The 12,291-nt window shown below is 68.1% G+C and carries 12 protein-coding genes; 9 read left to right on the top strand and 3 right to left on the bottom strand.

Going from position 1 to position 12,291, the window contains the following annotated elements; all coding sequences use genetic code 11:
• Positions 1-2 precede the first annotated feature (2 nt).
• Complete coding sequence (locus CHEID_RS05540; RefSeq protein WP_112769147.1) at positions 3-302, top strand: DUF4193 domain-containing protein; 300 nt, start codon at positions 3-5, stop codon at positions 300-302.
• Positions 303-372: 70 nt separating this feature from the next.
• On the opposite strand, the gene CHEID_RS05535 is transcribed toward CHEID_RS05540, so the two are convergent.
• Entirely contained in the window at positions 373-867 is a 495-nt protein-coding gene (locus tag CHEID_RS05535) for a DUF3093 domain-containing protein (protein ID WP_181645991.1), read from the bottom strand.
• A gap of 203 nt (positions 868-1,070) precedes the next feature.
• Between CHEID_RS05535 and dut the strand changes: the two genes are divergently transcribed.
• The 5 genes from dut to dxs all read left to right on the top strand — a co-directional run bounded on the left by dut (position 1,071) and on the right by dxs (position 6,731).
• Complete coding sequence (gene dut / locus CHEID_RS05530; RefSeq protein ID WP_112769745.1) at positions 1,071-1,538, top strand: dUTP diphosphatase; 468 nt, start codon at positions 1,071-1,073, stop codon at positions 1,536-1,538.
• 29 nt (positions 1,539-1,567) lie between these two features.
• Positions 1,568-2,305 carry a DUF3710 domain-containing protein gene (locus CHEID_RS05525; RefSeq protein WP_112769744.1) on the top strand — a complete coding sequence of 246 codons (738 nt, stop codon included), beginning with the start codon at positions 1,568-1,570 and terminating at the stop codon, positions 2,303-2,305.
• A 199-nt stretch (positions 2,306-2,504) separates the two neighbouring features.
• Positions 2,505-3,089 (top strand): DUF3159 domain-containing protein, encoded by a 585-nt coding sequence (locus tag CHEID_RS05520; protein ID WP_238599347.1) that lies wholly within the window; start codon positions 2,505-2,507, stop codon positions 3,087-3,089.
• Entirely contained in the window at positions 3,089-4,489 is a 1,401-nt protein-coding gene (locus CHEID_RS05515) for a class I SAM-dependent RNA methyltransferase (RefSeq protein ID WP_273660962.1), read from the top strand. Before CHEID_RS05520 ends, CHEID_RS05515 begins: the two co-directional genes overlap by 1 nt.
• Before the next feature lie 325 nt (positions 4,490-4,814).
• Positions 4,815-6,731, top strand: a complete 1,917-nt coding sequence (gene dxs / locus CHEID_RS05510) for a 1-deoxy-D-xylulose-5-phosphate synthase (RefSeq protein ID WP_112769741.1) — start codon at positions 4,815-4,817, stop codon at positions 6,729-6,731.
• Here the strand turns inward: dxs and CHEID_RS05505 are convergent.
• Together CHEID_RS05505 and CHEID_RS05500 are read right to left on the bottom strand one after the other, a co-directional pair.
• Positions 6,728-8,035: a ribonuclease D gene (locus CHEID_RS05505; RefSeq protein ID WP_112769740.1), complete on the bottom strand. Its 1,308-nt coding sequence runs from the start codon at positions 8,033-8,035 to the stop codon at positions 6,728-6,730. The genes dxs and CHEID_RS05505 overlap by 4 nt on opposite strands.
• A 25-nt stretch (positions 8,036-8,060) precedes the next feature.
• A complete protein-coding gene (locus tag CHEID_RS05500) occupies positions 8,061-8,726 on the bottom strand; it encodes a DUF3000 domain-containing protein (protein ID WP_420536396.1) in 666 nt (221 codons plus the stop codon).
• Positions 8,727-8,838: 112 nt separating this feature from the next.
• Between CHEID_RS05500 and hemE the strand changes: the two genes are divergently transcribed.
• The 3 genes from hemE to hemQ all read left to right on the top strand — a co-directional run bounded on the left by hemE (position 8,839) and on the right by hemQ (position 12,244).
• On the top strand, positions 8,839-9,975 hold the full coding sequence (hemE, locus tag CHEID_RS05495) for a uroporphyrinogen decarboxylase (protein WP_112769739.1): 1,137 nt from the start codon (positions 8,839-8,841) through the stop codon (positions 9,973-9,975).
• A complete protein-coding gene (gene hemG, locus CHEID_RS05490) occupies positions 9,972-11,378 on the top strand; it encodes a protoporphyrinogen oxidase (protein WP_112769738.1) in 1,407 nt (468 codons plus the stop codon). The genes hemE and hemG overlap by 4 nt, the downstream gene beginning before the upstream one ends.
• A gap of 131 nt (positions 11,379-11,509) precedes the next feature.
• Complete coding sequence (hemQ, locus tag CHEID_RS05485; protein WP_112769737.1) at positions 11,510-12,244, top strand: hydrogen peroxide-dependent heme synthase; 735 nt, start codon at positions 11,510-11,512, stop codon at positions 12,242-12,244.
• Positions 12,245-12,291: the final 47 nt, after the last annotated feature.

Below are 12,291 nucleotides of genomic sequence, written 5' to 3'. Positions count from 1 at the left end.
TCGTGGCCACTGATTACGACGCCCCCCGCCGCCGCGGCGATGAGGACATCGAGACGGACTCGCTGGAAGGCCTGAAAGCGGCTGAGAAAGCGGAGCCCGACGTCGATGACACCGACGATGGGGAGATCGTAGAGCCCTATGACGTGCCCATGGCGGACCTGTCTGGGGAGGAGCTTTCCGGGACGGTCATTCCCCGCCAGGCCGACGAGTTCACGTGCAGCGTGTGCTTTCTAGTCCAGCACCGCAGCAGGATTGCCGAAAATGCCGGGGACAACGAATACATCTGCGTCGACTGCGCCTAGGGCGCAGCGCCGGGCAGGGGGAGGGGAAGCAGATCAGGGGGGGCGTGGGGGCGGCGGAACCAGCGGGGATTTAGTACACCGGGCGGTCGAGGGCGGCTAGAAGCCCGTCCGGATCTTTCGTGGAGATGAGCCAGTAGGGGGTGGGGTCGTCCGGATCGTCCAGCACGGCCATGGCCATCGTGGGGATCCACCCGTGGTGGACCACGTAGGCCGCCGGATCCAACTGCCGCCCCATGGCCGCCTGCTTGGCCGTCGGGGGGATGACGAGCGCCCTGCTGATGAGGCGCGCCGGAATCTTAGCCCCGCCCGCGTGGAGCCAGCGCTGCCCGTCCGGCTGGGCGACGACGGCAATACGGGTGGTGGACAGCCGCAGCAACATCCACGTCGCGGCTGCCCCCGCCAGGACCCCGGCGATTGCCCCCCACCACCACGGGCGTTGCATTTGAGCTTGCCAGGCGATAATCGCCACCACGCCCGCGCACAACAGCCACCAGGTCAACGGCACCCGCTGGCGCTCCGAGTACAACACCTCGGAACCCCCATGGGGCGGGCGCACGTCTGGCACAGCAGTTCTCCTGTCTGAACGCTAATTGGCTTATTACCCACAACGCCGGATCCAGGACTTGCCGGATGCAGCAGTGGTTTCAGATGCTCCAATACTACTAGGCGCCATTGTTACCCACTGCGAGGCGGTCGAGGCGCCCAGCTCGGGGGGTGGGCCGGGGAAGGCAGCGGCGGGGGAGCGGAAGACTTGTACAGTATGGGGCCATGACTGAGCACACCCAGGGGGAAGCTCCCCTGCGCATAACTCGCCTGGACCGCGGCCTGCCCCTACCCTCCCGGGCCCATCCCACGGACGCCGGGCTGGACCTGCGCAGCACCGAGGACGTTCGTATCGAGCCGGGGCATCGGGCCCTGGTGGGTACGGGCATTGCCATCGCGTTGCCGGTCGGGACTGTGGGCCTAGTGCACCCGCGCAGTGGGTTGGCGGCGCGCAGTGGCCTCTCCATCGTCAACAGCCCCGGCACCATCGACGCGGACTACCGCGGCGAGATCAAGGTGTGTCTGATCAACCTGGACCCCCACATTCCGGTGCAGATCGCCCGGGGGGACCGGATCGCCCAGCTTGTGGTCCAGCAGGTCAGCTTGTGCGGGGTAGAGGAGGTAGCGGACATCGACGAGCTTGGGGAGACGGTCCGGGGTGCCGGGGGTTATGGTTCCACCGGTTCCCACTAGGCACTGGCCGACTGACTAGGGTGAACACCATGTGGCGATTCGCTAAGAAGAAGCAGAAGAACTCCGCAGAGCCCGGTACCGACGCGGCAGAGGTCCCCGAGAGCCAGGCTGGGGCAGAGGAGCCCGCCGCAGAACCGACTGCGGGCGCCGCTGGCTACGACCGGGTGGAGGGGGATTTCGGTCCCTTCGACGGCGACAGCGTGGACTACCGGCAGTTCGACTTCTCCGATTTCGCCAAAGGCGGCCTGGACCTCGGCTCCCTCATGGTGCCCGTGCCCCACGAGGGGGAGGTTCAGGTGGAGATGGGCCCGTCCGGCCCGCAGATGGTTCACATTGTCACCCCCTTTGGTCGCATCACTCCGGTCGCCTTCGCCGCGCCGAAGAGCACCGACATGTGGGAGGAAGCGGCCACCGAAATCCTGCAGGGGATGGCTGAGGACGGGTTGCAAGTCAGCATGGAGCAAGGCCCCTGGGGCCAGGAGGTGCACGCCGAGTCCGGGGATGCCGCGATGCACGTCATCGGTGTGAGCGGCCCCCGTTGGATGCTGCGCATGACCTTGGCCGGGCCCGGCGCCGGCTCTGCCGACCTGGTGGAGCTGACCCGCCAGATCATCGCGCGCACCTTTGTGATGCGCGGGAAGGACCCCATCCCCGCCGGCACCGCCCTGCCGGTGCAGATCCCCCAGGCCATGGCCGATGAACTGCGCCGCCACCTCGAGGCTCAGGCGCAGGCGCAGGCCCAATCCGAGGGCCGAGGGCAGGCTTAACCGGGCCAGAGGCGTCCCGCCCTCGATTCTCCGGATCGCTTCGGTCTACCCTCGTCACATGCCCTCGCACCCTGAACCCAACGGTTCGCCCGATACCCCCTCGACACCGCCGCCCGGCGTTGGGACCGGATCCGCGCCTGGCGCCAGCCCGGCAAAGTCCCATGCTTCCGACTCGGATACCCCCGCTTCCTCTGCCACGATGCTCGAGCAGATGGGCGGGCTAGGCGGCTTGGTCGCGAGCACCCTGCCCATCCTTGTGATGGTCCCGGTCAACAACGCTTACGGTCTCAAGCCCGCCCTCGGCGCTGCCCTCGGGGTGGCCACGGCCGTTCTTGTCTGGCGCCTGGTTCGCAAAGAAAACGTGCAGCCGGCGGTCAGCGGCTTTATCGGCGTGGCCATCGGCGCCGCCATCGCCTGGATCCTCGGCGACGCCAAGGGCTTCTTCGCCTACGGAATCTGGTATTCGCTTGTCGCGGGTATCGTCTTTAGCCTGAGTATCCCGCTGCGCTGGCCCCTCGTCGGAGTGATCTGGCGCTCGATCAACGGCCACGATCAGCGCTGGCGCACCAACCGTCGGGCCGTGCGGGCCTTCAGCCTGGCCACCGCGTGTTGGGCCGTGGTCTTCTTCGCCCGGTTCGGGGTCCAGCAGTGGCTTTATCTTCGGGACGCCACCACCGCGCTCGGGTACACCCGTATTGCCATGGGGTGGCCCCTGACCATCGCCGCGCTGCTAATCACGGTGTGGGCGGTACGCCGCGCCAACGCCGCGGAGGGTCGCCACTGATGACCCACGCCAAGTCCGCACCGTCGCCAGAAACGCTGGTTGTGGATATTGCCGGGCCCGCCCACGGGGGGAGTTGCTTGGCCCGCACCCCGGAGGGCCAGGTCATCTTCGTTCGCGGAGCCCTGCCAGGGGAGCGGAGCGTACAGGTGGCCCTGGATCCCCTGCCCGACCAGGGTTCTGCCGCAGGTCGGGTGAAGCGGGAACAGCAGAAACAACGGGAACAGCAGAAACAGCCGCGCTCCTTCCGCACCGGGTGGGCCCTGGAGGTGGGGCAACCCTCCCCGCACCGGGTTGCCGCGCAATGTCCCGCAGCCCTGGCGGGTGCCGGCTGCTGTGATCTGTCCTTCGTGGACCCGGAGGGTGCGCTGGAGTTCAAACGCGCGGTGGTCTTGGACCAGCTCGCCCGTATCGGCCACCTGCACCTGTGCCCGGTGGACGCGGAGGTCGGCGGTGAACGCGGCGGGGTTTCCGTGCTGAGCCTGCCACCACAGCGAGGCTGGCGGACGCGCGCCCGTTTTGGCGTCGATAACGAGGGACGGGCCGGCATTCGACGGGCGGCATCGCACGACCTCATCTCCATTGACGCGGCCGAGTGTGCCCAGTGGGCACCGGGACTGGTCGGCCCCCTCGCAACCATGCGGTTCACCCCGGGCGCTCAGGTGGCGGTGGCTCTGGGTGACGATGGGGAGCACTCTGCGGTGGAGCTCGGGGAGCACGGCTCGCACGTTGTGCTGGGCAGCGGCACCGTCCACCGCCGAATTGGAGACCAGCGCTGGGAGCTCCCCGTCGATAGCTTCTGGCAGGGTCACGGTGCCGCCGCGCGCAGCTACGCCGAGTGGATCGGCCGCCATCTGCCGGCGGGGCCAGGAACCGCATGGGACCTGTACGGCGGGGCCGGGGCCTTCGTCCCGGTTCTGGCGCGGTTGGCCGACCGGGTAGACAGTATGGATGTTGCCTCCGCCGCCAGCGAAGCGGGGCGGACGGCACTGGGCGACGGGCAATTGGGGGCGGACGTTCGCTTCGTCTCCGGGGCTATTGGCGCCCACCGGCCCCGCGCAGTGCACCGTCGCCGCAGGCGGGGCAAGACTTCCGATTCCGCCCGGTCCCGTCAGGACGCCGCCGCCCGGAGCCTGGCCACACTGCGCACCGAGGGCGGAGTGCACGCCGTGGTCCTGGACCCCCCGCGGGTGGGTGCCGGGGCCCCCACGATTCGAGCGATCGCAGCTGCCAAACCCCGCCATATCGTTCACATTGGCTGCGATCCCGCCACCGCCGCGCGGGACCTCGCGGCGTGGGCGGAATGTGGGTACCAGGTGGAGCACGTCACCGTCGTGGACGCCTTTGGGCTGACCCACCACGTCGAGCTGCTCGCTCATCTCGTGCCGGCCGCAGGCCACTGAACAGGGCAGACGGCGGGTGTGAAACGCATTATTAACGCGGCCCCCAAGCTCCCCACTAAGCTGGGGAGAACCGCGCGCGGCGCCGCGCAACCCCCGCTTAGCAGCGGAGATGTGGGCGCCGGAGCACGCTGATCGTCGGCCGTGGCACCCCTGCAACCCAGTGGGGAGGAAAACGGCCCCGATCGGTGAAGAACCGACCGACCGAGCCACACGCTATGGCCAGGACATCGGGGAGGTGGCGGCAGGGCCCCCGCGCCCCGGGGCCCCTGCCGGCACCGCCCCACCGGCCCGTAGCAGCGAACTGGATGGAGAAGCGTTCGTCCGCATGGGAATCCTCGAGACCATTTCCTCACCCGCAGACATCAAGCAGCTGGACACCCCGGCGCTAGAGGAGCTCGCGGCTGAAATTCGTTCCTTCCTCATCGAAAAAGTTTCCGCGACGGGTGGCCACCTTGGGCCCAACCTCGGTGTGGTGGAGCTGACCCTGGCGATGCACAAGGTTTTCGACAGTCCCACAGACCCGCTGCTGTTCGATACCGGCCACCAGAGCTACGTTCACAAAATCCTCACCGGTCGGCGCGAGCTGTTCGACACGCTCCGCCAAAAAGACGGCCTGTCCGGGTACCCGGATCGGGCGGAAAGCCCCCACGACTGGACCGAGTCTTCCCATGCCTCCGCCGCGCTGTCCTACGCGGACGGCTTGGCGAAGGCCTTTGAGCTTGGCGGTCAGACACACCGCCACGTCGTTGCGCTCGTCGGCGATGGTGCCCTGACCGGGGGCATGTGTTGGGAGGCGTTGAACAACATCGCCACGGGGAAGAAGCGCTCCGTCATCGTCGTGGTCAACGACAACGGGCGGTCCTACTCTCCGACCATCGGGGGAATGGCGGAAAATCTAGCCGCCCTGCGCCTGCAGCCGGTGTACGACAAGGTCATGGAGTCCGGGAAAAACACCCTGGGGCGCATGGGCTGGGTGGGGGATCGGGCCTTTCAGCTGATTCACGGGTTGAAGGAGGGGGTCAAGCACACCGTCATCCCCCACGAAATGTTCTCCGACCTGGGGTTGAAGTACATCGGCCCCGTGGATGGGCACGACGTGCGGCAGGTCGAAAACGCCCTCCGATACGCCAAGGACTACGGCGGCCCCGTCATTGTCCACACCATGACCCGCAAGGGTAAGGGATTCGACCCGGCCGAGCAGAACGAGGCCGACCAGATGCACGCCACCGGTGTGATCGACCCAGTCACGGGCGAGCCCATCGGCACCTCCAAACCCGGGTGGACGAAGGTTTTCTCCCAGCACCTCATCGAGCTGGCGAACAGGGATGACAACCTTGTTGCGATCACCGCTGCGATGGCGGGACCCACCGGGCTCACCGAGTTCGCCGAGGTGCACCCCAGCCGTACCTTCGACGTGGGGATCGCCGAACAGCACGCGCTAACCAGTGCTGCAGGCCTTGCCCTCGGCGGTTACCACCCCGTCGTCGCCGTCTACTCGACCTTCCTCAACCGGGCCTTCGACCAGACCCTCATGGACGTAGCGCTGCTCCGGCTGGGCGTCACCATCGTTTTGGACCGCGCTGGGGTCACCGGGTCCGATGGGCCCAGCCACAACGGCATGTGGGACCTGTCCATCATGGGCATCGTGCCCGGCATCCACATCGCCGCGCCCCGCGACGGGGCCCGGCTGCGCCGCGCGCTGACGCGCTGCTGCGCCATCTCCGAGGGCCCCTCCGTCGTGCGTTTCCCCAAGGGCAACGTGCCCGCCGACCTCCCCGCCGTGCGAGAGGAGGAGGACTTCGACGTGCTCTTCGAGGGACCCGCCGACACCGAAGCGACGGCAGGGCTTCAGAAAGACCGCCCCCACGTGCTCGTCGTCAACTACGGGGCCTTGACCCTGCAATCCCAGGCCGCGGCCGATGCCGCAGTGGAGCAGGGCTACCGGGCCACGGTGGTGGACCCAACCTGGGTTCTGCCTTGCGCGGACTCCCTGGTCCAGCTCGCGGCGCAGGCAGATCTGGTGGTGACAGTGGAGGACAACGGGGAGCACGGCGGGGCCGGTAGTGTCCTCCAGCGCCACCTCAACGCCGCTGGCGTGGATACCCCGGTACGCCACATCGCCATCCCCCAGCAGTTCCTCGCCCACGCCTCCCGCAGCGAAGTACTCGCGGAGCTGGATATGGACCCGGATGCCGTGCACGAGCGCGTCCGCGAATGGTGCGCGCAACTGCGCGCAAGCTAGGCCAAAACGCTAGGGATGGTGGCGTCCAGAATAAGATCGATCTGCCAGGGACGCACACCGCGCTGTTGCGCTAGGACGCCGAGCAGCTCCTCCACGTCCCCGATCGGATCTGCGGACTGCGCGGGCCACGCGGCGTCGGGGCCAGTTTGGGCGGACCACTGCTGACCCCACCTCCAGGCGATCCCGCGCCGATCCTTGGTGCTGAGAAGTAGGGCCGGATCGAGGTCTAGGTGCTCAGCGCAGTGCCCGAGGGATTCGGTGAGCGCGGTATAGCAGCGGGCGGCTTCCGGGTAGTCGCGATCCCACGTGCGGATATCGGGATAGCCATGTTGTTGGTCCGGGGCAGGGGTACCGGCGATGGGGGTGGCGCCGGTGAAGGACGGCAGCTCGTCGTCGGGGAGGGTCAGCGCCGTCGCCAGGGCCCGTCGCAGTTCCTCGCCGTGGCGGCGGAGCAGGGCCCGCCGGCGGCCGTTGCGCTGCCGGAGTCTGGGGGGACCCACCTGGGCCGAAAGGCGGGACAGGACCTCCCGCAGCCGTTCGCGGCTTTCGGCTGGGCGGGCCGCGATGTATGCGATGTCCTTGCTGTGCAACACCGCCTCCGGGGGAAGATCCGCCTGCCGGGCCAGCCGCGTGCGGGTCTCGAACAACGCGCGGGCGATTGCCCGGGATCGCGCAGATCGGAGGGAGGATAACCCCTTCATCCGCTGCCACTGCGGCTCCGGCAAACCGTGGCCGTGGGTGTGCAGCGCGTGGTTGCACTCCTGGAGGTACCACTCCCAGCGGTTGGCCCGCTGGAGCTGGTCGGCCAGGATGTCGTGGAGCGGCAGCAGGTATTCCACGTCCAGCGCGGCGTAGCGCAGCCACTGTTCGGGCAGGGGGCGGCGCGACCAGTCCTCTTGGCCGCGGTTCTTGGTCAAGACGGTGCCCGTGTACCACTGAACGAGGCCGGCCAGTCCTAGCTGCCGGTGCCCGAGCAGCGCCGCGGCAAGCTGAGTGTCCAGGAAGCTGGTGGGGGTCCAGCCGACCTCCACCAGGCTGGGCAGGTCCGTCTGCCCCGCGTGAAGCAGCCATGGGATGGGGGCGAGCCGGGCCCCGAGCGCGCGGACCTCGCGGGGGTGGTCCACCGGGTCGATGAGGAACGTCCCCGCCCCGGCCCGGCGGACCTGGATGAGGAAGGCGCGGTCGTTGTAGCGGTAGGTTCCGGCGCGCTCGGTATCCACGGCCAGCGGCCCGGACCCTAGGTCGAGGAGTTGCGCCCCCGCGTGGGCCAGTTGGTCGGGGGTGGAGACGAGGCGGAAGTCCATGTGCGTGACGGGGCCCTGGCGGTGACTAGCTGCCCGTGGCCCGCGGGACCCGGCTTCCGCGTGCTCCTGATGAGGAGAGCGTGGCGACTCCTTCTGGGGGCAGTCCCGCCACCTTGGCGAGCACGCGGGCGAAGGCCTGGACGTGACCGGAAAGATCCGTGCCGGTGGCGGTCCAGCTCGCCCGCATCTCTAGCTGGAAAGCCCGGGGGGGACCGCCGATCTGCCCGTAGCGTACGGAGGCCGTAGAGGTGACGGTGCCGCCTAGGTCCGTGTGGGCCACGGCGGGGCCCTCCAGCTCCTCGGTCAGCCAATCCCAGGCGACATCCGGGAGCAGGGGGTCCCCGGCCACGGAGGCGTCCATGTCCGCTTGGATGTAGGCCACGAGGCGCATCTTTGCCCCGTCCCACTGGTCCTCGCCCTGGGGGTCGTGTAAGAGGATCAGTCGACCGAACGCGTCGCCCCCGGCGTCCGGATCGGAAAACTCCGGAACCGCCCTCACGACCTCAGCGCCGCCGTGGCCGCGCTGGACCTCCAGACCGATGGCGTGGCTCAGTGGGGCGAGGTTGCGGGGTGGTCGGATGTTGGAGAGTTCGATCCCGGGTCTCACGGCGGTGTCCGTCATGCTCTTCACCGCGTCGGCGAAGTAATCCGGTGCGGGGGACTGGGTAGTCTCGTGGTCTCGGCTCACGATGTGTAAACCTAGCCTTGAGACTTAGCGGAGGGGTTGAGGCGCGCCGCAGACCACGGGGCCGATGGCCTAGAGGGGAAAAGGGCCCGTCCGGTGGGACTGGCATAATGGCCCCATGACGCATGACCCCGTGACCCTCGATGTCGCAACGGCGCAATCCCGTCGCCGCGCTGCCCACGATGCCCCCTTCCTCGCCGCCGCCCGCGGTGATACTCCCTCCCGGCGGCCCGTGTGGATGATGCGGCAGGCCGGTCGGTCCCTGCCGGAGTATCGGGAGATCCGGGCACATGTCGGAATGTTGGACGCCTGCTTCACCCCAGATTTGCTCAGCGAGATCACGCTGCAACCGGTGCGCCGCCATGACGCGGATGCCGCCATCCTCTTCTCCGACATCGTCGTTCCCCTCAAAGCCGCCGGCATCGACCTGGATATCGTTCCCGGCCGAGGGCCCGTTGTGGCTCAGCCGATTCGCACCCGGGAGGCCGCGCGGAATCTCCCCGTCGTGCACACCGAGCAGTTGCAGCCCGTGGTGGAGGGGATTGCCGGGGTGCTCGAGGTTTTGCGAGAGGACCAGGTCCTCATCGGTTTCGCCGGGGCTCCCTTCACCCTGGCCAGCTACCTCGTGGAGGGCGGCCCCTCGAAGAACCACGAGGTCACGAAGGGCCTGATGTATTCGCAACCGGAGGTCTGGCATGAGCTCATGCGCGCACTGACCCCCTCCATCATCCGGTTCCTCGCGGTGCAGGCGGAGGCCGGGGTGGATGCGCTGCAACTATTCGATTCCTGGGCGGGGTATCTATCTGCCCGGGACTACCGGGAATACGTGGCCCCCTACTCGCGGGAGATCTTCGCCGCGCTGGAGCCCTATGGGATTCCGCGGATTCATTTTGGCGTGGGGACCGGGGAGCTGCTGGGGGACATGGCCGTGGTGGGCCCGGATGTCGTGGGGGTGGACTGGCGGGTGCCCCTGGATAGCGCCGCCGAGCGCATCAGTTCGGCCCTGGCGACTGAGGACCCCCAGGGTTCCCCGGAACAGCGTCTGCGCACGCTCCAGGGGAATTTGGATCCCGCGGTTCTCTTCGCTGGCCCGGAGGTCGTGCGCGAGCAGGTGCAGCGGGTGTGTGGGGAGGCCGATCGGGCCATGGCTCGGGGGCTTGCTCGAGGTCACATCTTCAATCTGGGGCATGGGGTGTTGCCCACCACCGATCCGGACGCCATTACCCGCGCCTTCGAGGAGGTTCATCAACAATGACACCACGGGTCGCCGTCATCGGAGCAGGCATAGCCGGGGTGAGCGCGGCGTGGGAGCTGCGCCGCCAGCTCGGCCCCGAGGCCAACATCATGCTGGTGGAGGCGTATGACCGGATCGGCGGCAAACTCAAGACCGTCAACTTCGCCGGGGGGCCGGTGGATATGGGGGCGGAGGCCTTCCTCGCCTTCCGGCGGGATTTCGTGGAGCTGGTGGAGCAGGTCGGGCTGGGCCACCAGTTGCGGGCGCCCAGCACCGAATACACCTCCAGCCTCTACTGCCGGGGCCAACTCGTCGACGTGCCTGCGGCCACGGTGATGGGGATCCCCGCACGGGGAGAGGACGTGCAAGCGATCCTCCCCGCCGAGGAACGTCGGCGCATTGACGAGGAGCGGGGCGGGGAACCCATGACGTGGGAGCCCGGTCAGGATGCCGCAGTGGGGCAGCTCGTAGAAGCCCGCTTTGGGCGGGCGGTGGTGGACCGGTTGGTCACCCCCCTGTTGGGCGGCGTGTACTCCTGCGGAGCGGACGGGCTGGGGGTGCGCTCCACAATCCCCCAACTGGCCGCGGCATTGGACCGGGCCGGCGCAGGTGGGGCCCAGTTCTACCTCTCGGATGTCGTTGCGGACCTCCTGGCCGTACGGACGGCAGGGGGCGCACGGCGTTCCGGGCCGGTGTTCCAGACCTTGGCTGGGGGCTTTCGGTCGCTGCTGGAGCAGATGGTGTTGCAGGCGGACCCGGAGATTCTGTTCAACACCGCCGTGGAATCCATCGGGCGCTCCCGCGAAGGGTGGTACCTGGAACCGATCGGCACGGTGGATGGTGTGGTTCTCGCGGCCCCCGCGCCGACCGCCGCTCTGCTGCTGCGGGACGTCGCTGATACCGCGGCGGGCATCCTCTCGGATATCGAGCTGTCCAGCTCGGTAGTGGTGGGGATGCGTTTCGCCTCCGATCACGGAATCCCCGAGCGCTCTGGGGTGCTGTTGGGCCCCGATGCCCCCACAGAGGCAAAGGCCTTCACCTTCAGCTCCCGGAAGTGGCCCCACATCGCCGAGCACGGCGGGGCCTTCGTGCGCGCCAGCTACGGCACGTATGACCAGCCCTGGTACGTGGAGTTGCCGGACCGGGCCCTGATCAACTTCGCGGCGGAGGACCTGGAGGCCATCACCGGGGAGCGCAAGCGCCCGGAAGAGTACTTCGTGCAACGCTGGCACGGGGGACTGCCCCGCTATGGGGTGGGTTATGCCGAGGCGCTGAAGGTGGCGATGGATTCCGTCGCGGCGGTCCCCACCTTCGCTCTGGCCGGCGCCATGGTCGATGGCGTCGGAGTGCCGGCAACCGCCGCATCGGGCATCGCCGCGGCCCGCCGGCTTGCAGCCGACCTCTCACCCTCCCCCCGGCCGTGACTCACCGCAGCGCAGCTCCAGCCCTTGTCTGTTGATCGAGGCCGCGGGAGTAGCGTGGAAGCAAGATCGCGGGCGCGACCCCCGAGCCCGGATTTACACACCTCTTCAACGAAAGGCAGTCTAGAGAAGTCATGGCAGAACAAACCGACCATTCCGCCGACGAACTGGATATCGAGAAGCTCAACCGCACTACGCGCTACGCAATGTACTCGGTGTTCAAGGTGAAGCCTGGGGTCCTCGGCGATGACCGCGATGCGATTGCCGCGGACTTCGAGGCCTTCCTGCGCTCCTACGACGACCAAGACCTGGTTGTCCGCGGGGTCTATGACATCGGCGGGCTACGGGCCGAGGCGGACTTCATGGTGTGGTGGCACGCCGAGGACATGGAAGCCCTCCAAGCCGCATACCGCCGCCTGCTCAGCGCCACCAAGCTGGGTCATGCCTGCGAACCCTTCTGGTCCAACGCCGGGCAGCACCAGCCGGCTGAATTCAACCGCTCGCACCTGCCCTCCTTCATCATGGGGGAGGAGCCGCAGAAGTGGATCTGCGTGTACCCCTTTGTTCGCTCCTACGACTGGTACCTTCTGCCCGCAGAGGAGCGCTCCACCATGCTCCGCGATCACGGCATGGCGGCCATCGGGTTCAAGGAGGTGCGGGCCAACACGATTTCCGGCTTCGCCCTCGGTGATTACGAGTGGCTGCTGGCCTTCGAGTCCCCGACGCTCGACCGGATCGTGGAGCTCATGCACAAGATGCGCTACACGGAGGCCCGTCGGCATGTTCGGGAGGAGATCCCCTTCTTCACGGGACACCGGATCGACGACAGCTCCGAGCACATCCAGTCCTACATCCGCTCTCTCGCGTAAGCGGGCTTCACGTGCCCCTCGCCTCGGGAGGGGGGCCGGGCGGCTAT

The organism is Corynebacterium heidelbergense (assembly GCF_028609845.1).
GTDB classification, from domain to species: domain Bacteria; phylum Actinomycetota; class Actinomycetes; order Mycobacteriales; family Mycobacteriaceae; genus Corynebacterium; species Corynebacterium heidelbergense.
The sequence above is the reverse complement of the archived record's forward strand: the minus strand, read 5'-3'. Positions and strand labels throughout refer to the sequence as shown.